25 protein-coding genes are annotated in these 20636 nt (G+C 31.9%); 21 read left to right on the top strand and 4 right to left on the bottom strand.

Features of this window, described 5'->3' with window-relative positions; all coding sequences use genetic code 11:
- Positions 1-8: 8 nt before the first annotated feature.
- Positions 9-1775, top strand: a complete 1767-nt coding sequence (locus GKE48_RS13155) for a UvrD-helicase domain-containing protein (RefSeq protein WP_117804160.1) — start codon at positions 9-11, stop codon at positions 1773-1775.
- A gap of 207 nt (positions 1776-1982) precedes the next feature.
- On the top strand, positions 1983-2792 hold the full coding sequence (locus GKE48_RS13150) for a hypothetical protein (RefSeq protein WP_154301289.1): 810 nt from the start codon (positions 1983-1985) through the stop codon (positions 2790-2792).
- A gap of 43 nt (positions 2793-2835) precedes the next feature.
- On the opposite strand, the gene GKE48_RS13145 is transcribed toward GKE48_RS13150, so the two are convergent.
- Together GKE48_RS13145 and GKE48_RS13140 are read right to left on the bottom strand one after the other, a co-directional pair.
- Entirely contained in the window at positions 2836-3102 is a 267-nt protein-coding gene (locus GKE48_RS13145) for a hypothetical protein (protein ID WP_117804162.1), read from the bottom strand.
- Positions 3089-3472 carry a plasmid mobilization protein gene (locus GKE48_RS13140; RefSeq protein WP_055280107.1) on the bottom strand — a complete coding sequence of 128 codons (384 nt, stop codon included), beginning with the start codon at positions 3470-3472 and terminating at the stop codon, positions 3089-3091. The genes GKE48_RS13145 and GKE48_RS13140 overlap by 14 nt, the downstream gene beginning before the upstream one ends.
- Before the next feature lie 393 nt (positions 3473-3865).
- Here GKE48_RS13140 and GKE48_RS13135 point away from each other — a divergent pair, with 393 nt between their 5' ends.
- The 13 genes from GKE48_RS13135 to GKE48_RS13075 all read left to right on the top strand — a co-directional run bounded on the left by GKE48_RS13135 (position 3866) and on the right by GKE48_RS13075 (position 14500).
- On the top strand, positions 3866-4735 hold the full coding sequence (locus tag GKE48_RS13135; protein ID WP_154301288.1) for a hypothetical protein: 870 nt from the start codon (positions 3866-3868) through the stop codon (positions 4733-4735).
- A 293-nt stretch (positions 4736-5028) separates the two neighbouring features.
- A complete protein-coding gene (locus GKE48_RS13130) occupies positions 5029-5241 on the top strand; it encodes a hypothetical protein (protein WP_154301287.1) in 213 nt (70 codons plus the stop codon).
- 12 nt (positions 5242-5253) lie between these two features.
- Positions 5254-5472 carry a hypothetical protein gene (locus tag GKE48_RS13125; RefSeq protein WP_154301286.1) on the top strand — a complete coding sequence of 73 codons (219 nt, stop codon included), beginning with the start codon at positions 5254-5256 and terminating at the stop codon, positions 5470-5472.
- Positions 5473-5648: 176 nt separating this feature from the next.
- A complete protein-coding gene (locus GKE48_RS13120; RefSeq protein ID WP_154301285.1) occupies positions 5649-5972 on the top strand; it encodes a hypothetical protein in 324 nt (107 codons plus the stop codon).
- A 60-nt stretch (positions 5973-6032) separates the two neighbouring features.
- A complete protein-coding gene (locus tag GKE48_RS13115; protein WP_154301284.1) occupies positions 6033-6371 on the top strand; it encodes a DUF6061 family protein in 339 nt (112 codons plus the stop codon).
- A 114-nt stretch (positions 6372-6485) separates the two neighbouring features.
- Positions 6486-7778 carry a hypothetical protein gene (locus GKE48_RS13110; protein ID WP_154301283.1) on the top strand — a complete coding sequence of 431 codons (1293 nt, stop codon included), beginning with the start codon at positions 6486-6488 and terminating at the stop codon, positions 7776-7778.
- A 702-nt stretch (positions 7779-8480) separates the two neighbouring features.
- Positions 8481-9395 carry a DUF2971 domain-containing protein gene (locus GKE48_RS13105; protein WP_173016947.1) on the top strand — a complete coding sequence of 305 codons (915 nt, stop codon included), beginning with the start codon at positions 8481-8483 and terminating at the stop codon, positions 9393-9395.
- Positions 9396-9464: 69 nt separating this feature from the next.
- On the top strand, positions 9465-9917 hold the full coding sequence (locus tag GKE48_RS13100; RefSeq protein ID WP_154301281.1) for a DUF4869 domain-containing protein: 453 nt from the start codon (positions 9465-9467) through the stop codon (positions 9915-9917).
- Complete coding sequence (locus GKE48_RS13095; protein ID WP_154301301.1) at positions 9907-10308, top strand: ATPase; 402 nt, start codon at positions 9907-9909, stop codon at positions 10306-10308. Before GKE48_RS13100 ends, GKE48_RS13095 begins: the two co-directional genes overlap by 11 nt.
- Before the next feature lies 1 nt (position 10309).
- Positions 10310-10987 carry a hypothetical protein gene (locus GKE48_RS13090; RefSeq protein WP_154301280.1) on the top strand — a complete coding sequence of 226 codons (678 nt, stop codon included), beginning with the start codon at positions 10310-10312 and terminating at the stop codon, positions 10985-10987.
- Between the two features lie 26 nt (positions 10988-11013).
- Entirely contained in the window at positions 11014-12759 is a 1746-nt protein-coding gene (locus GKE48_RS13085) for an ATP-dependent nuclease (protein ID WP_154301279.1), read from the top strand.
- A 13-nt stretch (positions 12760-12772) separates the two neighbouring features.
- Positions 12773-14113 (top strand): UvrD-helicase domain-containing protein, encoded by a 1341-nt coding sequence (locus tag GKE48_RS13080; protein WP_154301278.1) that lies wholly within the window; start codon positions 12773-12775, stop codon positions 14111-14113.
- Positions 14114-14134: 21 nt separating this feature from the next.
- Positions 14135-14500, top strand: coding sequence for a hypothetical protein (locus GKE48_RS13075; protein ID WP_154301277.1), 366 nt, complete (start codon positions 14135-14137; stop codon positions 14498-14500).
- Between the two features lie 365 nt (positions 14501-14865).
- On the opposite strand, the gene GKE48_RS13070 is transcribed toward GKE48_RS13075, so the two are convergent.
- Positions 14866-15132 (bottom strand): hypothetical protein, encoded by a 267-nt coding sequence (locus GKE48_RS13070; protein ID WP_154301276.1) that lies wholly within the window; start codon positions 15130-15132, stop codon positions 14866-14868.
- Positions 15119-15502 (bottom strand): plasmid mobilization protein, encoded by a 384-nt coding sequence (locus GKE48_RS13065; RefSeq protein WP_154301275.1) that lies wholly within the window; start codon positions 15500-15502, stop codon positions 15119-15121. Before GKE48_RS13065 ends, GKE48_RS13070 begins: the two co-directional genes overlap by 14 nt.
- Before the next feature lie 412 nt (positions 15503-15914).
- Here GKE48_RS13065 and GKE48_RS13060 point away from each other — a divergent pair, with 412 nt between their 5' ends.
- From GKE48_RS13060 to GKE48_RS13035, 6 genes are all read left to right on the top strand, one after another.
- Positions 15915-16511, top strand: a complete 597-nt coding sequence (locus GKE48_RS13060; RefSeq protein WP_154301274.1) for an HD domain-containing protein — start codon at positions 15915-15917, stop codon at positions 16509-16511.
- A 53-nt stretch (positions 16512-16564) separates the two neighbouring features.
- On the top strand, positions 16565-17047 hold the full coding sequence (locus tag GKE48_RS13055; RefSeq protein ID WP_330583142.1) for an NUDIX hydrolase: 483 nt from the start codon (positions 16565-16567) through the stop codon (positions 17045-17047).
- A gap of 11 nt (positions 17048-17058) precedes the next feature.
- Positions 17059-17571 carry a GNAT family N-acetyltransferase gene (locus GKE48_RS13050; RefSeq protein WP_154301273.1) on the top strand — a complete coding sequence of 171 codons (513 nt, stop codon included), beginning with the start codon at positions 17059-17061 and terminating at the stop codon, positions 17569-17571.
- 169 nt (positions 17572-17740) lie between these two features.
- The gene (locus GKE48_RS13045) at positions 17741-18274 is read left to right on the top strand and encodes a hypothetical protein (RefSeq protein WP_154301272.1); all 534 of its coding nucleotides are present in this window, start codon (positions 17741-17743) and stop codon (positions 18272-18274) included.
- Positions 18275-18463: 189 nt separating this feature from the next.
- Positions 18464-19024: an SLATT domain-containing protein gene (locus GKE48_RS13040; RefSeq protein ID WP_173016946.1), complete on the top strand. Its 561-nt coding sequence runs from the start codon at positions 18464-18466 to the stop codon at positions 19022-19024.
- Positions 19025-20335 carry a reverse transcriptase domain-containing protein gene (locus tag GKE48_RS13035; RefSeq protein ID WP_154301270.1) on the top strand — a complete coding sequence of 437 codons (1311 nt, stop codon included), beginning with the start codon at positions 19025-19027 and terminating at the stop codon, positions 20333-20335. It abuts the gene before it with no gap.
- Positions 20336-20636: the final 301 nt, after the last annotated feature.

Below are 20636 nucleotides of genomic sequence, written 5' to 3'. Positions count from 1 at the left end.
GATGGATTATGTGTGAAAATTATCATGGTGCAAATTATGAATTAGCAAAAGCTGAAGCTGATAAAGTAGACGAGAAAATTATTGAAGCATTACGGGATGGACATAGTTTTCGTGTTGAAGCAGGTGCGGGGTCAGGAAAGACTTATTCGCTTAATAGAGTCATTGAATGGATACAAGAAAATATGTGGTCTAAATATAGTCGAAAAAAGCAAAATGTAGTTTGTATTACATATACGAACGCTGCTGTAGAGGTAATCACAGAAAGATTATCAAAAGATTCATTTATTATTCCATCTACAATTCATTCGTTTGCTTGGAATGCAATCAAACAATATCAAAGCTATCTTGTGGATGTTGTAACAACAGACCCTGATTTTTTACCAGATGAAAGTGACTTTTTTAAGGTTAATGAAGTTACATATACTTTAGGACATCGATATAAGGAAAATGGAGTTCAGTACCTTTATCATGATGATGTTCTTAAGCTGTTTTGTAAACTATTGGATAATGCGAAATTTAGACGTGTATTTTCTGATAAATATCCTTTGATTCTGATTGATGAATATCAAGACTCATATAAACCGATTATCGAACGCTTTATTAAATATTTTATTGCTGAAAAGAAATCTCCACAATTTGCTTTTTTCGGAGATGCGTGGCAAACTATTTATCAGTCAAATAAAGCTTGTGGGATTATAGAACATAAAAATTTAGAAGTGATAAAAAAAGGTGCAAATTTTAGATCTTCTCCAAGAATTGTTCAACTTTTGAATGATATACGACCAGATTTGCCACAAACATCTGCGATAGATAACTTTCAGGGTGAAGTAGTTGTAATCACATGTGAGGATTATGACGGAGAACGTCGTACTGATCGTAATTTTCAAGGCGAATTGCCACCAGAAGAGTTAAAAATACGTTTAAATAAAATCTTCGAAGAAATAAAACAAAATACAGCGGATTCTGATACATTAAAAATTTTAATGATTACACATAAAGTATTGGCTGCACAACAGGGATATGAACGACTTTTAAGTATCATTAACGATGGTTTACGTGACAAGGAAGATCCCTTTCTTTTGTTTTTTATGGACACCGTTGAACCAATTTACCATGCATTAGAAACATTAAATATGCAGTTGCTTTTTGATACTTTAGGAATTAAGAGATATCCAATTACTAAAAAATCGGAGAAAGAGAAGTGGAAAATTTTTCAAGAGAAATTACGAGAAGCAAGAGAGAAAAGAGCAATTGATGTTATTGAGGTTATAAATGAAACAAAATTAATTCCTTTTCCACCTAAATTGGATGGATGGTATCATTTGTATCGTAATGCACCGGGAACAATATATTCATCTAATGCGTCAATTCAAGCATTTTTGGAGTTGGATTATACGCAATTCATTTCGGCAATAGAATTTTTATATCCTGAAGCGTTATTTTCCACAGAACATGGAGTCAAAGGAGAAGAATATGACAATGTTATTTTTGTCATTAGTAGGGGCTGGAATATGTACCAGTTTGAAACATATGCACCTATGATAACTGGAAAGGCTTCCATTCCGAGTGGAAAGCAGATTTCTTTTGAACGAAATCGTAATTTGTTTTATGTTTGTTGTTCAAGACCAAGAAAGCGGTTATTTTTCTTTGTGACGATTCCTATAGATCAGACTTTTAAAGAATTTTTAATGGAACTTGTTGGAAAAGAAAATTATTATACTTATAGCCAATGGATAATGAATAAGAAAATATCACAGAAATCGAATGAAAAGTAAAAAAACATTGTGTTAGAAAGCAAAGATTTGTGAATTTACAGTATTAGAATATTGAAATGAATATCCTTGTCTCAAGTTAAATTATTTATTATGATATAGAATTGAAACGGGGATGATATTTCAAGAAATTGGTTAAATTTGTTTATAACATTCATATATTCTTGGGTATTATTATGGATGATGAAGCAAGTGTAAGGAAGAGCAGATATGCAGGATAAAAAAAACAGGGACATAGTTGACAGTCAAGGAAATGTTATTAAAAGTATAAAAGATAATAAGACTAAACAATTTTTGAAAGATAATGTATGGAATATTTTGAGTACAGGTTTGGCTACAACTATAACTTTAGTAGAAATGATAAATTTGGTAATTTCAAAAAACTTTTCTGTTTCGTGTTCGAATTTTTATGGAATAGATGGAAAATACTTTGATGGAACAGAAATGTTCGAGAATAAATTGATTTTTATTTTTTGTGCATTGGCATTGTTTGCTTACCCATTTATATTTTCATACATAAATAAAAAAATGAATAGCAAATTATATGTGATATTTACATTTATTATAACGGTATATATTATGTTCTTTCAAAATCTTTCTTATACGATTAACCTAATAGAAATTATTCCTTGGGCATGGTTGAGACGATTTATAGATAATTATGCAACAATTGTCGACATAGTGATAGCTTATTTTATAATCATAAGGAATTTCTTCTGGAAAAATAAGAAATACAGTGTGTGCGGAAAGATAATATTAGCAATAGCGTTGATACTATATGTTTTGAATGTAGCTATAGGGATTTCAATAAAAATTAACTATGAAATTGCTGATAAGAAAGAGTATGAGGTTATTGAACAGAATAGAGCTATAGTATCAAATTATGATGGTAAATTTGTGGTTATGAGTTGTGAAATACAAGACGAAACAATTATTTTAAAAAAGGGTACATATAGTTTAGAAGATATGACAGGGGTTTCAATTACATATCATAAATATGAGAAAGTAATTTGCGAGTAAAAAACAGTCCTAACAAAGTTGTGTGAAAGGACTGTTTTAGGTGTTAATTGAATTCATTCATAGCGTTCACATATTCCTGTAATCCATTAGGTTTACAAGCTAATTCAGCATATAGCAGAGGATTCTCATGTGCCAGTCGGTACAGATACACAATATCATCAGGCGTATCAAGCAAGACAGATGAATTATATTTTTTACAACTGATAGAAAGAGGTGTGCCAGTATATGTATCATTGATGGCATTAACAATAACGGAATCTGTATCAGGTTCATACATGCTAAACAGGTAACAAGGGTTATTTTGTTTCATGATGTTCTCCTTCCCACAGATACTTAGCACCATCAAGTAGATCAATGATGGCTGTAAGCATATTGTTATAGTCGGTTTGAAGTTCCTTAATTTCTTCGCTTGTAGGAAGATTATTTAAAGCTGGGTGTTCACAGCATTTGGTAAATGTTTTCTGCATTTCAAGTAATTGCAGATATAATGCATTAACAGTCTGTACAAGAGGATATATGGTTTCTTTCTTGCCGACAACGCAGATGCGGTTATAGATGCAGGAACGGACAAAGTAATCTTTTTTCATCATGCCACTGGCAAGAATGCGGGCTTCGATTTGCTTGCGTTCAGCATCGCTTATTCTAAAACTTATAGTTGGATGTTTGTGTTGATTGCTCATAGAAAAGCTCCTTTCATAGTGGGTGTGGCAGCAGGCACAATTAAGCACCCGCAAGCCACATTTGATTATTCGTTTTTAGTAGTAAAAGTAGATTATATCTGCCATGAATTTCGTAGATGCATGATTGAATAATTGCAACTAATTTGCTACTAAAGTTTTTTAAAACGATATGAAAAGAGTAACATTAGATGAAACAGATGCGGTGGAATGCCGCATAAAATCAGCATTTTTGATTTGATGATACTTCCTTTGGGAAGAGTTTGAATAACGGACTAAAATGCCGAAAGCCTGTATTTATGCGGGCTTCCGGCATTTGTTTTATCAAATGGCTCTAGTTTGGCTCTATTTGTGGGGAGAGTAATGAGCTAGAATATACAGAAGGAGAACGGCGTTATGTCAATCTTGTCAACAAGAGAATGGGCAACATTAATATGGGGATGTATTTTCATGTTATATGTATTATGCCATAGGGAAATAAGAAAAAGTTTGTGGAATGTCATAGTAATATTTTTTGACAAGAAGTTAAGGATATTATGGGAAATAATATTGCTATATGTTCTAACGATTACAATGGTATTCTGTTATTTGCCTATTTGGGAGAATATATATATCAAAGATATTATTATATGGTTTCTTTTTTCTGGATTAATATATTGTATGAATGCGGTTTCGAGTGAAGCTGATGAAACATACATTAAAAAAATCCTTAAAGATAATTTGAAATTTACCATGATTTTAGAATTTTTTATGAGCACATTTACATTTAATATATGGATTGAACTTGCGATTATTCCAGTTATTACAATAATTACTGTTATGAATGTAATTGCAGAAAAAAAAGAAGAATATAAAAGTGTTCATAAATTATTGGATAGTATATTGGCAATCGCTGGATTTTGGATTTTTTATGAGACAATAAAGATTGGGATAAATGAATACAAGCAATTAAATATAATAAATACATTGGTAAGTTTTATGATACCGATTGTTTATTTAATATTGATAATTCCATTAGAATATATATTGGAATTATATTCAAAATATGAAGTGTTATTTCTAAGAATGACTTTTAAAGAAGAAAAAGATAAAAGAATTAGATTGCATCATAGGACAGCTATATTTCGTGAGTGCAATTTTTCAGTTCGCAAGATATTATTATTTCAAAGGGAATATATGATACAAATGTATGCTTTAATGAAGGAAGATGAATTTAATCAATTGATGCAAAAATTTAGAAGCGCGTGTAAGAGAATGACATCGTAAGTTTGGCATAAATAGGGTGAGTGTAATGTGTTTATTATAAAAATATTGACATAAGAAGGAATATAGATTAATCTTATAAAAAAGCTGAAGGAGAACATACACATGAATCAGAACTTATATTCAAGACATTATATGTACATGTATTACGGACGTACACGGCTATAAACATGCAAGGTTAGTGCATTAGGTTATAGCTTGTAGGTCTTTTAGTCTAGTGCATAAAACCAGAATATAAGAGAAGATTTTACATACATTGCATCTTATTAAATTGGAGTTATCGCACTGGACATTGAATGTTTGGTGCGATTTTTTATGTTTACAAGAAAGAGCGGGCAAAGGAAGTGGCAGAATTGGATAGCCAGAAGCAGGAAATATCTTCGGTGGTTGCACAGCTTGGAGAAGAGGTTTCTGTAAAGAAACGGGAATTGCTAAATGTATCTGCCGAAAAGGAATTAGCAGAGGAAGCTGTACAGAAGGCAAAAGGAGAGAAAACTACATCACAATAGGAGAAGGAAATATTGCTTGCAGGTAATCAGGATTTGAGAATGGAAAACTCAAGGCTTGAAATCCGCAAAGACAGACTTCACATGGAAAATCATGATTTGAAGCAGAAACAGTTACAGTTGCAGAAAGATAATGAGGAACTGGAACAGCGGCATGAAGATTTACAATACACGAATAGTGAATTGCAGACTGTGAATGATCGGTTATCCGCTGACAATCATACTCTGGAGTAAAGGAATGATGCGTTGCAATCGGATAATCAGGCATTAAGACAAAAATACAATGATTTGCAACAGAATAATGTTCAACTTGAAAGGCAACAGAATGAGCTTAAAAACAATATAGAGCAGATGGTGCAGTTAGAGCAGTTATTACAGCGTGATGTAAGGAAGAAGCACCAGAATGGCAGTTGCCGGAACCAGGAGCATTTGCAAGTGCTAAGTTATTTCGGGATAAAGTAGTCATGCCATTTATGAATAAGCTTAAGATGTTGATAAAGAATCTGACAATCCAGTGTGTAAGGCTGAAAGAAGAAATTTTACAACTGCGGAAGGAAAAGAAGAGACTGTCAGATGATGTGGAGTTTTACAAGGGCAAGATTAAGGATATGAGTGATATGACAGAGTTGTTGCAGGAAAAGGCTGATGATCTGGAGCGTGTCAAGAGATATGCCGGTGTAGAGCAGATTGATACGATTGTTCGTAAGGTAAAGGAACAGGAGCGTACAGAATAGCAGATAAGGCAATCTGAAAGGTCTTATGGAACAAGATAATGGGAAGGATGGATTGATGATATGAAAGATAATCGAATGGATAATATCGTAGAATGTGCTTATAACATGGATAACGGCTATGTTGAAGTGTGGTTTACAGATGGAAATATGTTGCGGATAAAGTGCGAAGAAGTGGAGGCTGCTCTGAGGACAACAGAGCAGTCACTGACGAAGCTGCATAGGTTGTTGGATAACAAGCCAATAGAGTATGTGGCAATGGCTTTGTCTGGGGAGATGCAGGCATATTGTGATATTGAGGATAATATGGTCAAGGGTATGTTTGGGACGATTGTGCAGGGGTATTTGAAGAAGGGGTATAACCGGGCTACTGCGGAGATGATGGCTAGGGAGTTTTTTTAGGTATGAGAGTTGAATAATCTAATATTGATAGATTCTTTCAAAATGAAGTTTGTTGTAGTAGAATATATTATTAAGTAAAGATACGAGTGCTCTTTGTAATTGGAGGTAGATTAGATGGAATGGAATGAATTTTGCGAAAAAGTTTCTAGAATGTTAGGAAATTGCAAAAATAGATTGCAATTTAATTATGATAATAATAAAATCTCATACATTATTGCGACACAGGAGTACATATATACAATAGACAATTATAATGATTTAAGGCAGCAAGCAGAACAATATGATTTTGAGAGATATTCGATATGTGATGGAAATAGTTATGAATCAGTTGTTGATATACCAGATGTTGATTCAAGACGACGTTTTTCCATAGGGCTTGAGGATAAATTGACGGAATTAATTGTAAGTGATGAAGAGGCTGATATTACATATTCGTTTCATGAAATCTCGAGACAATTGATTTGGTATGTTATTAAAGACTTTGATGTAAGAAAAAGAGTCTTTTCTAGTATTCCATCTCAGATTTTTGAACGTAGGTGTGAAACTTTAGCAGAAAAAGACATATTTAGCTTGATAAAAATGATTACACGTTTACCATTGGCGGTATATATAGAAACGAATACAAAAAAGAATAGGGAGCAATTACAAAGGTATGCTAAATCGTATTTATTCAACATTGCATATAATTTTGATTTTGTATTTAAAGCGGTAACAGAAATAGATGATTTATTTCCACAAAGAAATGTTTTGCCAAGAAGAAGAATTCAGAATGTTTCAGAACTTATGGCACCTCAACTTTTGTATAAAGAGCAATTAGTTGAACAATATTATATGGCATTAACTTCTGAGGAACCTTTTGTAAAGTTTGTAGGATTTTATCATATAATGGAACATTTTTATGAAGAAGTGTATAACGAAGATATTTTCAAAAGTGTGCAGCATATTATACAGCACCCCGGTTTTTCGGCAAAAAGGACGAAAGATATCGTTAAGATTGTGGATTTAATAAAAAAGAAAAACAGACAAAATAAGGAAGAGTTTCAAGGCTCAGAATTGGAAGCACTAGAATTGACATTGAAAAAATTTGTTAATATAAGTGAGTTGATTAATGACTTGACAGAATTTAGTAATTCTATTGTGGATTATTATAAATCATCAGAGGTTAGTTTTTCAAAAGGAGATACTGTTGATTTAAGAGATGCTTCAAATGAAAAAGTGTTTAAAAAGTTAGCAGCAAGGATATATAAGACTAGAAATGCATTAGTACATAGTAAATCGAATGAAAGTCGTTTAAGTGAAAGAGGTGTATATAATCCTTTTGCAAATAGCCAAGAATTAACAATGGAAATTCCACTAATGAGATATATTTCTGAGGCGATAATAATCAATTCGGCTTCGCCATTGTAATGGAAAGTTTTGGCTCCATTTTGGCTCTAAAAATTTTGGACGAGGTAAACAAAAATGCAAAATAAGATGAATATGAAGAATAAAACACACAAATGTGTACCAAGAAACAGCTAGGTAAATCTTTCAGCCCAAGAGTTTGAATAGTAAACAGAGCTTCATAAATGGCGTAAACAAGCTATTTATGAAGCTTTTTCTTTTATTGTGATACCTATATGATACCTGTTTTTGATAGTACCACAGATATTAATGAGTACTAAACAGAAGAGTCATAAGTATTTTCTATTATCACATTTCTTTTTATTTTCAAAAATTATCCCAATTATATGAAGCAAGCGTAAAATCTTACGAATAATTATGTGCAATTCGTAAGTATACTCGGTTTTTATGAGGCAGAGCCAGAGATATCATATTTGTAAAAGCAAATTTGACATACATACGGGCAATTGTCGGGGAGAGGGAGTGAATGCACTATGGAAAAGTTATACGACACAGCAAATACTGCATAAATATTTAAATTTGGTTTGGAATATATTAGCTTCGATGATATAATAAAAATAAAATGATTTATTTGCTCGTAGAAATTGGAAAGTTACGAAATATTAGGATTTTAAACAAGATAATTTAGTATTGGTTTGAAATTGGTGAAAAATGAGGAAAAAGTAAATGGACAAAATATTGTATCACTATTGTAGTACACAAAAAATGTATGGAATTATGTCTGGAAGACAACTTAGAATGAGCGATATAACTAAGAGCAATGATTACGATGAAGTATATATGTTTTTTCCAGGTATAATATATGCTATGAGGGATGTATATTATAAAAATTCATTTCCTTTTGAGTTTGCGGGTGAAACAGATGAAAGAGGAATGGAGATTCTTTTCAGATTAGCATATGATTATTTTAAAATGGAATTTGACAAGGGTGGGGTTACTAATTTTGTTATATGTTTTTGTGAGGAAGGTGACAAGTTAAGTCAGTGGAGAGGTTATGCGGATAATGGAAGAGGTGTTTCTATTGGATTCTCAGAAAGAGAATTAACACAGTATAGTGGAAAATACAAAGATATCATAACAATGGGAAAAGTAAAGTATAAAACGGTGGAAGAAATAAATGATATTATTATATCTAAAGCAAATAATTTGTTGAATGAGTTGAAGAATTTGCGTAAATGGATTATAGATAATTTGCATTGTGATGATAGTAAGCAGGAAGAATATATGATATTTTTCTTTATTCAAATGCTAAATATGGTTTTTATGGATTCATTACAGTACAAAAATGTATCATTTCAAGAGGAAAATGAATGGAGAATGTTTTTTAAATATCCAATTACGAAAAAAACAGAATTAATATATGGAGAAGAGCGTAATAAAAGCGTGCTATTTGATGAAATGGTAGAAGTGATGAAAAATAAGATTGATTTTAATATTTTGAATGATGACATAGTACCATATTTTCATTTAGAATTATCAGATATATCTGAAAAACCAATAAAAGAAGTTATTAGTGGTCCAAATAACCATATATTATTGAAAGATTTTCAATTACTTTGTGGAAAGTATAAATATAATGATGTTGCATTTAGGTATAGTAAAATATCGTACAGAGGGTGATATTTTATAGATTATTTATCTATAAACAATAGAAATGGATGAAGTGACAGCGAAAAGGAGTAACAATAAATGATAGATATATATACAAATAAGAGCGATTCAAAAAATTGGATATTTCAGAATGATCTGTACTTCAATCTGAATACCGGCAATGAAGAAATGACACAAAGTGAAATTGATTTAATCCAGCAGATAGATGATGCTAAGTTGACACCTGATAAACATATAGAAACAAAATATGGTTTAGGTACAATCCGTAATTTATCGTCAGGCTGTAAGACATTACTTAATATTGTGAAACATCCCGATAAGGTGGTAAATGTTGAGGAATGTGGACCGAATGTTCTTAAAGTAATTTTTACTATGGATAAAATTAAGATTTATATGTCGAGGCCAACGCTTTTTGATATTCCGGATGATGTGCAAATCAGATTCAATGATTCTGATATAGTGACCGGAGGGAGAGGTTATAATGCATGGTGGAGTAAGGAATATGAAAGGAGAGAAGCAGATGATTTATAAGAATATTACATTTAAAGTAGCTCCATTTTCATATGATTTGACATTTGATGACAGAATTACTCTTGTTGGTGGAGACAGTGGTACCGGTAAAACAGTACTTTATGAAATGTTGGAAGATATAAGATTGACAGATGAATACAAAGCAATCAAGCTATTTAACTACAAATCAGATGATTTTTTAGAAGCAATAAAACAGTGTAGAAATAGTTTTATTGTGATAGATAATGCAGATTGTCTGATTAATGATAATGTAAGGAGATTCATTAATTTTGAGTTATCAAATCAGTATATGCTCTTCCTGCGAAATTGTGACGGACTTAATGTATCTGATAAGAGCTTTAAGGTGCTGAAGTTTGATAATAACAGGATAACACTAGAAGAGGAGTTGTGATATGAGATATTTATGGACAGAGGATACCGGTGCAGGACTTCACTTCTGGAAATTAGTTAATCAGCTTTTTTTTGACAATGAACTTGTAGTTGAGAGTAAAGGGAGCAATCAGGGTTTACTGGATGCATTAATAGACTTGGAGACTGAAGATGGAGATGAATACTTCGTTGCGTTTGATTATGTGGTTGATAATCAGGACATTCGCAACAAGTATCGTATGTTGAAATCAATAACAGATACGTCGGAAGGAAAGATTGTAATTCTGGATATGATTTGTTTTGAGTACCTGATTCTTGCATTTGATAAGCTGGTAGAATGGACAGGCACCGGAAAGACCGATAAAATAAAAATCCGTGATAAAGTTTTGGCGGCAGTTGAGAATCACAGAATAGATTTATCAAGGATTGATGATAAGAAAACATTACAGTACATAGCTGGATTTAAGAGATATTCTACAGAACGTGTGATTAAGTCATTGGTTGGTGAATTTACACAAAATGAGAAGTGGTCTGTTAAAGGAACTCTTATGGGTGAATGCTGGTATAAAGATTGTTGTGTGTCAGAGCATCCGGATAATCTGAGGTGTGGTAAGCCTGAGGTTGAATGTGGGGATGAGAAGATGAGGATGCTGATACAGTCGGAGAAGGTGCAAGATATTATTGATAAATTGGTACTTTAAAGTAGAATTTAAAAGGAAGTGAAAATTTGAAGATAGCATATGTAAAAATATGTAATTATAGAAATTTGAAAGATATTGATATAGGATTATCAGATACAGTTGCAGTTATAGGGGAAAACAATAGTGGTAAGAGTAATTTTTTAAAAGCGATTACACTTCCTTTTTTGACCGATGATAATACACATACGAGTAAAAGATTGTCATGGACTGACATAAACAATGAAAGTAAAGAGCGTTACTATAAGAAAATTATTGAAATCCAGAAAGAAATTAAGGATGATAAAATTACTGTTGAGCAATTTATAAAATTATTACCGATAGTAAGTGTCGAAGTAAATATTCAGGCAAATGGTCCAGAGGAATATTATGTTAAGGATATGTCATATGCAATTGCAGATGATAAAATTCAATACGGATTAAAATATGAATTTATTCCTAAGAATTGCGAAGATATTTTTAGAGTGGTAAAAGAAGTCGTATCTCAGAATGAAATTAATGAAGAAAATTTGAGAAAAGTTAAAATGAACCTTTTGCCTGTAGAATATTATAATTATTCAATAAAAATTCCTGATGGTAGAAATATTTCGTATGATACATTGAAAACATTCAAGTATGAGGCTCTTGAAGCAGAAAGAGATGATTTTTCAAGAACAAAAAATCAATTAGGATCGAAAGCTTTGGTCGATTTATTGAAAGAAGGACTTTCAGATCAGGATAAATTGATAATAGAAAAAGAGTATAGTCATTTTTTTGAATCATTAAAGGAAATTAGTGATATTAATGACATAATCAATTGGCAAGAAATATCAGAGATGGAGGAAGCAAAGAAATTTTTTTCGCATATAAATATTCTTCCTAACATGCCGCCCATGCAATCTATTTTGAATAGTGTACGATTGGGATATGCAGAAGAAGAATTGTCAATGCAAGGATTGGGGTATCGCAATTTGGTATTGTTATTTGTACTAATTAATTCATTACTTGGAAAGAAAACAGATACTGCTTTGAATGTTTTGACTATAGAGGAACCAGAAGCGCATTTATGTATTAATAATGTTAGACTAATGGTAAGCTTTTTGAAAGCATTTACAAATAAAAATAAAAAAATCCAGTTGTTTTATTCTACGCATAGTACAGAATTTATTAATAAGATGAATTTGAAAAATGTGGTAGTTCTACATAATGGAAAGGCTTATTCATTTGTAGATGAATTGGATGAAGAAGATTTTGCATATTTAGCAAAGAATCCTAATTTGGATCTCTTTAAACTGTTTTTCTCTAACAAGTGTATTTTGTTTGAGGGAATATCGGAAGAATTATTAATTCGTTCGTATCTTGACTCACAAGAAAAATTAAGTGATATTGAAGTACTGTCATTTCATAAAGGCTTTGAAAAAATAATGAATATTTGGAAAAAAATTAATGAAGGTTCATGTAATAAACTAGGTATTATTCGTGATTATGATAATCAACCTAATGCAAAAGAGCAACATAATAAATATAACGATGATAAGGAGATATGTGTTAGGACAACAGAATATTATACTTTAGAACCGGAAATTGTAAATACGGGTAATAACTTTAAGCTGTTGAAGAAAAAATATGGCGATGTTTTTGGATGGAGCAATATGACACTTGAAGAACTTACGGAAGCGTGGAAAAATGCAAAAGCATCAGATATGTTTACAATTTGCAAGGATTTAGCAGTTGGAGAGTTAGAAGGATTTCAAATGCCAAAACACATACAAGAGGTTATAGATTTTCTTTCATAAGAGGTGTTACAAAGTGGAAATAAATATAGCAGGTGCAGGAGCTGGAAAGACAACAAAAATGTCTGATAAAATAATATTTCTTCGTAATCAGATTGATGAGGAAAAGAAAATATATTGTGTTGCATTTACTAATAGTGCTGTGGACTGTATTCGTAAAAAGCTATGTGAACATTATGTGCAGATTCCGGAAAGTATAATTGTTAGTACAATTCATTCGTTTTTATACAAGGAAATAATAAAGCCATATTATCATCTCCTTTATGAAAAAAGATATGAAAAAATTTCTGTTGCGAAATTACCACAAGATGCAAAATATAGAAATGCAAAAATTAAAAGACTTGATGATATGAATGTACTTCACCAAACAGTAATTCCAGAACATGCCAAATGGATATTATGTAAAAAATCAAAGGACACAAAAAGCATAAAAGAAGGTAGGATGATAATTAAAAATGCATTCTCTAAGTATTGCGGTGCAATTTGCGTGGATGAGGTACAGGATATAGATAAACATATGCAAGAAATTATTGAGGAATTGAGTAGAATGGGAATTCCTCTGACACTTATGGGAGATCCAAAGCAAGATTTAAAAGGATTTAATTGTTTAAGAAATCTTATGGAAACATATGAACAAAATGTTAGGTATATATCTGAATGCTATAGATGTCCGCAACTGCATTTACAACTGTCAAATCATCTTGTAGATGAAAATGAAAAACAGAAATCAGAAAAGGAATATGGTCAATTGTCAGTATATTTTGAAAGCGAAATTGATTGCCATACATTAATTGAAAACAACAAATATGATTTGATGTATATATCCAAAAAACAGGGGATATATGAAACACACGATTATCAAAAAAATAATATGAGAGATAATTTGGCTGAAGAACTTGAACCATTGTTGTTAGAGAATCATCCGAATAAAGACATAATGGCTGTAAAGAAAGCAGCATATTATTATGCTAGAAAAATGCTTGAAAAGTATAGAAATACTGGAAAGAAAAGTGATGCAATGGCATTGTTGGGAAAGTATGAAAAAATAGATTCAAGGAGATATGGTATTATCATAAATGTTTTTGAGGATGAAAGTGCGCTAAAACAAACAGGTAAGATTTATGTAAAGTCAATAGATTACATAAAAGGTATGGAAGGCGAAAAGTGCTTATTTATTCTTACAAATGATTTAGCAGAGTATTTATTTAATGATGATACTGAGACAAATAAGACAAAGAATAAACTTTATGTTGCACTTACTCGTTCGTTGAATGAATTGTCTATATACATATTAAATGAGGTTGAGAATAAATACACAAAATCGAAAATAATGGAATTCTTTGAAGGATATATTTGAAGTAGAAAGGAATGAATTTTCATGAGTAATTTAGGCGGATATCAATTACTTACGACATTTGCAAAGAAAGTAGGAGGACCAAGAAATCTAGTGGCGTTAATAGCTGGTGGGGGAGCGATTATAGGAGGACTTGCTGTTAAGGGTGGAGAAAGATTATGGAATAAGGTAAAAAGTAAGGAAAATAAATCTGATGCTGTTTATACAATCATGCGTGATGCAAAGAGTAATGAAGGTGTATTTCTTAGGCAAGGCGATAAATATAGGGTTTTGGAAACTGATGAAGATGCTGTTCTGATTGAACTATTAAAAAATGAAAATAATCCTTATTTTGTATCGCGATATTTATTAGAAAATATCTCTAACTACAATAAAAATAGTGATAAATAGAAATGGATATTTTGAATTGTTTCTTGATACATTATTGTATTTTTGAAACATAAGAAAATTAATATTTCTATGGCATCGGTTTGGCAACAACCATTCAATAGCTCTAAATAATCTTTGTGCCTTATGTAAAAATAAGCCTTATATTAGAATGGGACTTAAATAAAATGAATTAACTACAATATGAGTTATAAAGAGATTTGATTTGTTGTTTAACTTGTCAATGTCGAGTTAGATGTATAATTAGAATAATTCGATGCCTTTTTCGACACATAAAAAGCGACGAAAAAAGCGACGAATTATTTTATCAATCAAAAGATAGTTAAAAATTATGTCAGGTTAGTTCAAAACCATAATGAAGCATAAACTTAATTAAATTCATTCATGGCATCTACATAATCCTGTAATCCATTAGGTTTGCAAGCCAATTCAGCATACAGCAGAGGATTCTCTTGTGCCAGTCTATATAGGTACACAATATCATCCGATATATCGAGCAAGACAGCTGAATTGCATTTTTCACAACTGATAGTAAGAGGCGTGTCGGAATATGTATGATTGATAGCATTAACAATAACGGAATCTGTATCAGGTTCATACATGCCAAACAGGTAACGAGGATTATTTTGTTTCATGGTGTTCTCCTTCCCACAGATACTTAGCACCATCAAGCAGATCAATGATGGCTGTAAGCATATTGTTATAGTCGGTCTGCAGTTTCTTGATTTCATCGCTTGTAGGAAGATTGCTTAAAGTTTGGTGCTCACAGCATTCAATAAATGCTTTCTGCATTTTAAGTAATTGTAGATACAGAGCATTAACAGTCTGCACAAGAGGATATATAGTTTCTTTCTTGCCGACAACGCAGATGCGGTTATAGAGGCAGGAACGGACAAAGTAATCTTTCTTCATCATGCCGCTGGCAAGGATACGGGCATCGATTTGTTTGCGTTCAGCATCGCTGATTCTAAAACTAATAGTTGGATGTTTGTGTTGATTGCTCATAGAAAAGCTCCTTTCATAGTGGGGGTGGCAGCAGGCACAGTTAAGCACCCGCAAGCCACATTTGATTATTCGTTTTTAGTAGTAAAAGTAGATTATATCTGCCAAGAATTTCATAGAAGCAATAGTGAATCATTGCAACTAATTTGCTACTAAAGTTTTTGAAAACGATATGAAAAGAGTAACATTAGATGAAACAGATGCGGTGGAATGCCGCATAAAATCAGCATTTTTGATTTGATGATACTTCCCTTGGGAAGAGTTTGAATAACGAACTAAAATGCCGAAAGCCTGTATTTATGCGAGCTTCCGGCATTTGTTTTATCAAATGGCTCTGGTTTGGCTCTATTTGTGGGGAGAGTAATGAAGTTATCAGTTTTGAAAAGGTAAATAAAAAAGGAAGAAGGTACAAGCTATGTTGCCAACAAGAGAAGAAGCACTGAAGTTAATTCGTGATGGGTTATTATTTAATCCGGGACCTTGGGGAAAACATTGTTTAACAGCAGCACACTGTGCAGAAAAAATAGCAGGTGCATGTGGTGATATGGATGTTGAGAAAGCATATATATTAGGTTTACTACATGATATAGGAAGAAAATTTGGTGTAAGACATCTTGGACATGTTTATGATGGATACGTATATATGAAATCATTGGGATATGATGAAGTAGCAAAGATATGTTTAACCCATTCTTTTAATAATCATACGATAGATGAATACATCGGAAAATTTGATGTTACAGATGAAGAATTGACAATTATAAAAACTGAATTAGCAAAGACCATATATGATGAATATGACCGGTTAATTCAATTGTGCGATTGTTTGGCAGGAGCGGAAGGAGTTCTTGATATAGAAAATAGGATGAATGACGTAAAGAAAAGGTATGGCTTTTATCCGCAGGACAAGTGGAATTCCAATATGAATTTGAAACAATATTTTGAGGGGAAAATGAATAAAGACATTTACCTTATATGTGAGAAAGATACATTTGCAACAGGAAATTTATGATCTTATAAATATATTTTTACTACAAGTTTTATGAACAGGTTGGAGGTGGTTAAGTGGATATTTTATTTAAAAATGATGATTTTGTATTTTCATACAGAGTTGGCGGTATATTGAAACATAATGGTAAAATCTTGTTACAGCGTCCGAAGAATGATGATTATGCCATTATTGGCGGACATGTTGCGGCTATGGAGACAAGTATGGAAACTCTTAAACGGGAATTTGAAGAAGAGCTTCATGCTAAGATAGAGGTAGATAATCTGTTAGCAATCGGAGAAATTTATTTTCCATGGGGAAAAAGACCCTGTCATCAGATATGCTTATATTATAATGTACATCTGATGGATGATAATATTCCATTAGATAGAGTGTTTCATGGATATGATGAGCTGGATAATGAGAGAATTGATTTGGATTTCTGCTGGGTTCCGCTAGAGGATTTAAAGAAAGGTACTAAGGTATATCCTTTGGAGTTGATACCATATATTCTTGAGCCAGGGAAAGAAATTGTACATTTTGTTTCAAAGCAGATTTGAGGAGATAGTCAATGATAGAAAATATGAAGGTAGAATTTGGCAGAACATCAGATATTGATTCATGGATGCGATTAGTGAGAAAAGTAAGTTGGAATTTTCCAGGATTAGAGACAGAGCAGAGTATAGATGAACACAAAATAATAGTACTGAAATTCATGAATGACAAACGTGCTTTGTGCGTGAAGAACGAACAAGAGATTGTTGGCGTACTTTTATATTCAAGGAAGTATAATATGATATGTTGTTTGGCTGTTGATCCGGCTTATCGAAAAAGGGGAATTGCTTCGCTTCTTTTAAGAGAAGCAATTGATAAGCTTGACAGAGATAAAGATATAACTGTGTCTACATTTAGAGAAAATGATGTTAAAGGAATTGCACCTAGAAAATTATATAAGAAATTTGGATTTGAAGAGGGCGAGCTGATTGAAGAATTTGGATATCCTAATCAAAGGTTTGTGTTGCATGCCGACAAAAGTGTTGATAATGTAATAATTGGTACAAAGAGTTGGGAGTTGCAAAGATAGACTTCGTATGGATAATCATGATTTGAAGCAAAAGCATCTACAGTTGCAGACCGATAATGAAGAACTGGAACAAAGGCATGAAGATTTACAATATACGAATAGTAAATTGAAGAATGTGAATGATTAGTTATCTGCTGACAATCACACTCTGGAGCAAAGGAATGATTCATTGAAATCTGATAATCAGGCATTAAGACAGAAATACAATGATTTGCAACAGAATAATGTGCAGCTTGAAAAGCAACAGAATGAGCTTAAGAGCCATATAGAGCAGATGGTGCAGTCGGAGCAGTTATTACAGCGTGATGTAAGGAAGTATGATGAAGCACCGGAGTGGCAATTGCCGGAATCAGGAGCATTTGCAAGTGCTAAGTCATTTCGGGATAAGGTGGTAATGCCATTTGTGAATAAACTTAAGACCTTGATAAAGAACCTGACAATCCAATGCGTAAGGCTAAAAGAGGAAGTATTACAGCTTCGGAAGGAAAAGAAGAGACTGTCAGATGATGTGGAGTTTTACAAGGGTAAGATTAAGGATATGAGTGATAGGACAGAGCTGTTGCAGGAAAAGGCTGATGATCTGGGGCGTGTGAAGAGATATGCTGGTGCAGAGCAGATTGATACGATTATTCGTAAGGTAAGGGAACAGGAGCGTACAGAACAGCAGATAAGGCGGTATGACAGGTCTTATGGGACAAGATAATGGGAAGGATGGATTGAGAATAATAGTATGATGTGATAAAATAATATTGTATTAGGGTTTATAACGCAAGTTATGATTTCCGCTTAGGAGATAACGTAATTAACAATCTGTAAAGATTTCATAGGCTTTCTTATGAAGGTGTTGCACTTAGTATATAGAGACCCTAATACTTTTTTAGGAGGGTATAAATTGGAAAAATATGAAAATTTACCAGATCAAATATGGACAACAAGAATTTCGAGAGTTAATGCTGAAAAGAGATTAATAAACAAAGAAGCATTTTTTCAGGGGATTAACATTTATTATTCATGTGTTACAATTATATTTTCTATACTTTCATTATTGAATAGTAATGAGAAGTTAAGTTTGATGACAGTATTTATGACAATATCATTGCTTATTGTTATTTTATATTTGAATGGACAAAAATATTTAGAGCATGCTAGAGAATATAGGAAAAATTATACGGAGTTACAAAAACTTGAATTTGAATTAAAGAGTATTGATATTGATGATGTAGAGTCAATTAAGAACATATATAATAAGTATTGCGACTTACTAGATTCAAGTAGTAATCATATATCATTTGATTATTATGAGACAGTTCATGGTAGTTCTGGCGAATATAGAGATAAGAAATGGAAATTTGTAAGGCGCAGATATTATTGTAATGTAGCTTGGCGGTTACTTTTAAAAATATGTGTTATATTATTGCCAGTAGTTTTATATTGGATATGTGGAGTGTTATAGATGCAGGCATCGTACTTATGGAAAAAATTATTTACCAGAAAACATCTTATTGAACATTATGAAGAAAAGGTAAAAGATAAGCCTTCTGTCGGATTGGATAAAGTGTCACCTCGAAAATTTGAACAAAATTTGAATGAGAATATTGAAATTATTATCCGAAAATCTATGAATGGATCTTATCATTTTACAAGATATAAGCAACTTTTATTTACGAAAGGACCGTTTAAACCGCCTAGAGCAATTTGTGTACCAACTCTAAGAGATAAGTTAACAGCATCAGTGTTAAATGAATTGTTGGTGGGGGTATATGGAGATAAATGTAAGACCATGATGCCGCAACTTGTTATAGATGATATTTCTAAAAAAATTTCATTGTACACACATTTTATAAAGTTGGATGTGAAATCATTTTATGGCTCAATAAATCAAGATAAGTTGATTAGAATAATAAAAAGAAAAATACATAAAACTGAAATTATTTCAATTATTTGGAACGCGATTAGAACAGAGGCACTGCTTTATCCTATAAAGGAAAAGACTGTAAAGGGAGAAAGGACAAGAGGGGTTCCTGAGGGATTGCCTATTTCAAATACTTTGGCTAACATATATATGCAGGATATTGACACAAAATATGGAAAACTTGATTACATATCATATTACAGATATGTTGATGACATATTAATATTGGTTAATGAAGATAAATATTTTGATGTAAAGAAAAATATATGTGATGATATAAAAAAACTTGGATTGGAATTAAACGAAAAGAAAGATGAGGGATTTGTAACAAAATCATTTGAATATTTAGGTTACGTTTTAAATGATAGTGAAGTAACGGTAAGGAAAAGTAGTGTATTAAAAATAGAACAATCTTTAGAAGAATTGTTTAGAACAATAAAAAAAGAAAATATTGGATATTTACAATGGAAATTAAATTTGAAGATTACAGGTTTTATTCTTGAAAAACACAAGTATGGTTGGCTATTTTTCTATTCTCAAATAACAGATTTAAGTTTACTTTTTCATTTAGATGATGTTGTGCAAAAATTGATTAAACGATATAAATTAGAAGGTAAAATTAAAATAAAGAGATTTGTTAGGACATATGCGGAAATGCATATGGCATTGCACGAGACTAAGTATATTCCCAATCTAGATGCTTTAAAATTGGAAGATAAGAAAGCTATTTTATCAGACATATATCAGATGGACTTGTCTGATAAAGATGAAAATTTTGTTGAAATACAGTTTCATAGAATAATGAAGCGTGAAATAAGGGATATTGAAAAGGATATTGAAAATATTTCTTGATGTTTGGAACCTACAAATAATACTATATGATGAGTTTGAAATGGCTCCATTTTGGCTCTAAAAATTCTAGACGAGGTACACAAAGGTGAAAAATAAGATGAATATGAAGAATGAAATGAACAAATGTGTACCAAGAAACAGCCAGATAAATCATTCTGCCCAAGAGTTTGAATAATTTTCAAAAGCTCGCAAAGCCTAGTAAAATGGGCATTTGCGAGCTTTTTGTTTTTATGTTTGGTTACAAATTATATTCTTAATTTCGAGAACTCAAAAGTTAAAATTGCATGAGTGAAAAACAAAT

Source organism: Lachnospira eligens, from assembly GCF_009680455.1.
Lineage (GTDB): Bacteria > Bacillota > Clostridia > Lachnospirales > Lachnospiraceae > Lachnospira > Lachnospira eligens_A.
Note: the sequence above shows the minus strand (reverse complement) of the source record. Positions and strands in the feature narration are given on the sequence as shown.

Excerpts from the sequence above, each read along its gene's own strand:
- GKE48_RS13155 (WP_117804160.1), top strand. The coding sequence starts at position 9 with ATGTGTGAAAATTATCATGGTGCAAATTATGAATTAGCAAAAGCTGAA.
- GKE48_RS13150 (WP_154301289.1), top strand. The coding sequence starts at position 1,983 with ATGCAGGATAAAAAAAACAGGGACATAGTTGACAGTCAAGGAAATGTT.
- GKE48_RS13145 (WP_117804162.1), bottom strand. The coding sequence starts at position 3,102 with ATGAAACAAAATAACCCTTGTTACCTGTTTAGCATGTATGAACCTGAT.
- GKE48_RS13140 (WP_055280107.1), bottom strand. The coding sequence starts at position 3,472 with ATGAGCAATCAACACAAACATCCAACTATAAGTTTTAGAATAAGCGAT.
- GKE48_RS13135 (WP_154301288.1), top strand. The coding sequence starts at position 3,866 with ATGTCAATCTTGTCAACAAGAGAATGGGCAACATTAATATGGGGATGT.
- GKE48_RS13130 (WP_154301287.1), top strand. The coding sequence starts at position 5,029 with ATGTTTGGTGCGATTTTTTATGTTTACAAGAAAGAGCGGGCAAAGGAA.
- GKE48_RS13115 (WP_154301284.1), top strand. The coding sequence starts at position 6,033 with ATGAAAGATAATCGAATGGATAATATCGTAGAATGTGCTTATAACATG.
- GKE48_RS13110 (WP_154301283.1), top strand. The coding sequence starts at position 6,486 with ATGGAATGGAATGAATTTTGCGAAAAAGTTTCTAGAATGTTAGGAAAT.
- GKE48_RS13105 (WP_173016947.1), top strand. The coding sequence starts at position 8,481 with ATGTATGGAATTATGTCTGGAAGACAACTTAGAATGAGCGATATAACT.
- GKE48_RS13100 (WP_154301281.1), top strand. The coding sequence starts at position 9,465 with ATGATAGATATATATACAAATAAGAGCGATTCAAAAAATTGGATATTT.
- GKE48_RS13095 (WP_154301301.1), top strand. The coding sequence starts at position 9,907 with ATGATTTATAAGAATATTACATTTAAAGTAGCTCCATTTTCATATGAT.
- GKE48_RS13090 (WP_154301280.1), top strand. The coding sequence starts at position 10,310 with ATGAGATATTTATGGACAGAGGATACCGGTGCAGGACTTCACTTCTGG.
- GKE48_RS13075 (WP_154301277.1), top strand. The coding sequence starts at position 14,135 with ATGAGTAATTTAGGCGGATATCAATTACTTACGACATTTGCAAAGAAA.
- GKE48_RS13070 (WP_154301276.1), bottom strand. The coding sequence starts at position 15,132 with ATGAAACAAAATAATCCTCGTTACCTGTTTGGCATGTATGAACCTGAT.
- GKE48_RS13065 (WP_154301275.1), bottom strand. The coding sequence starts at position 15,502 with ATGAGCAATCAACACAAACATCCAACTATTAGTTTTAGAATCAGCGAT.
- GKE48_RS13060 (WP_154301274.1), top strand. The coding sequence starts at position 15,915 with ATGTTGCCAACAAGAGAAGAAGCACTGAAGTTAATTCGTGATGGGTTA.
- GKE48_RS13050 (WP_154301273.1), top strand. The coding sequence starts at position 17,059 with ATGATAGAAAATATGAAGGTAGAATTTGGCAGAACATCAGATATTGAT.
- GKE48_RS13035 (WP_154301270.1), top strand. The coding sequence starts at position 19,025 with ATGCAGGCATCGTACTTATGGAAAAAATTATTTACCAGAAAACATCTT.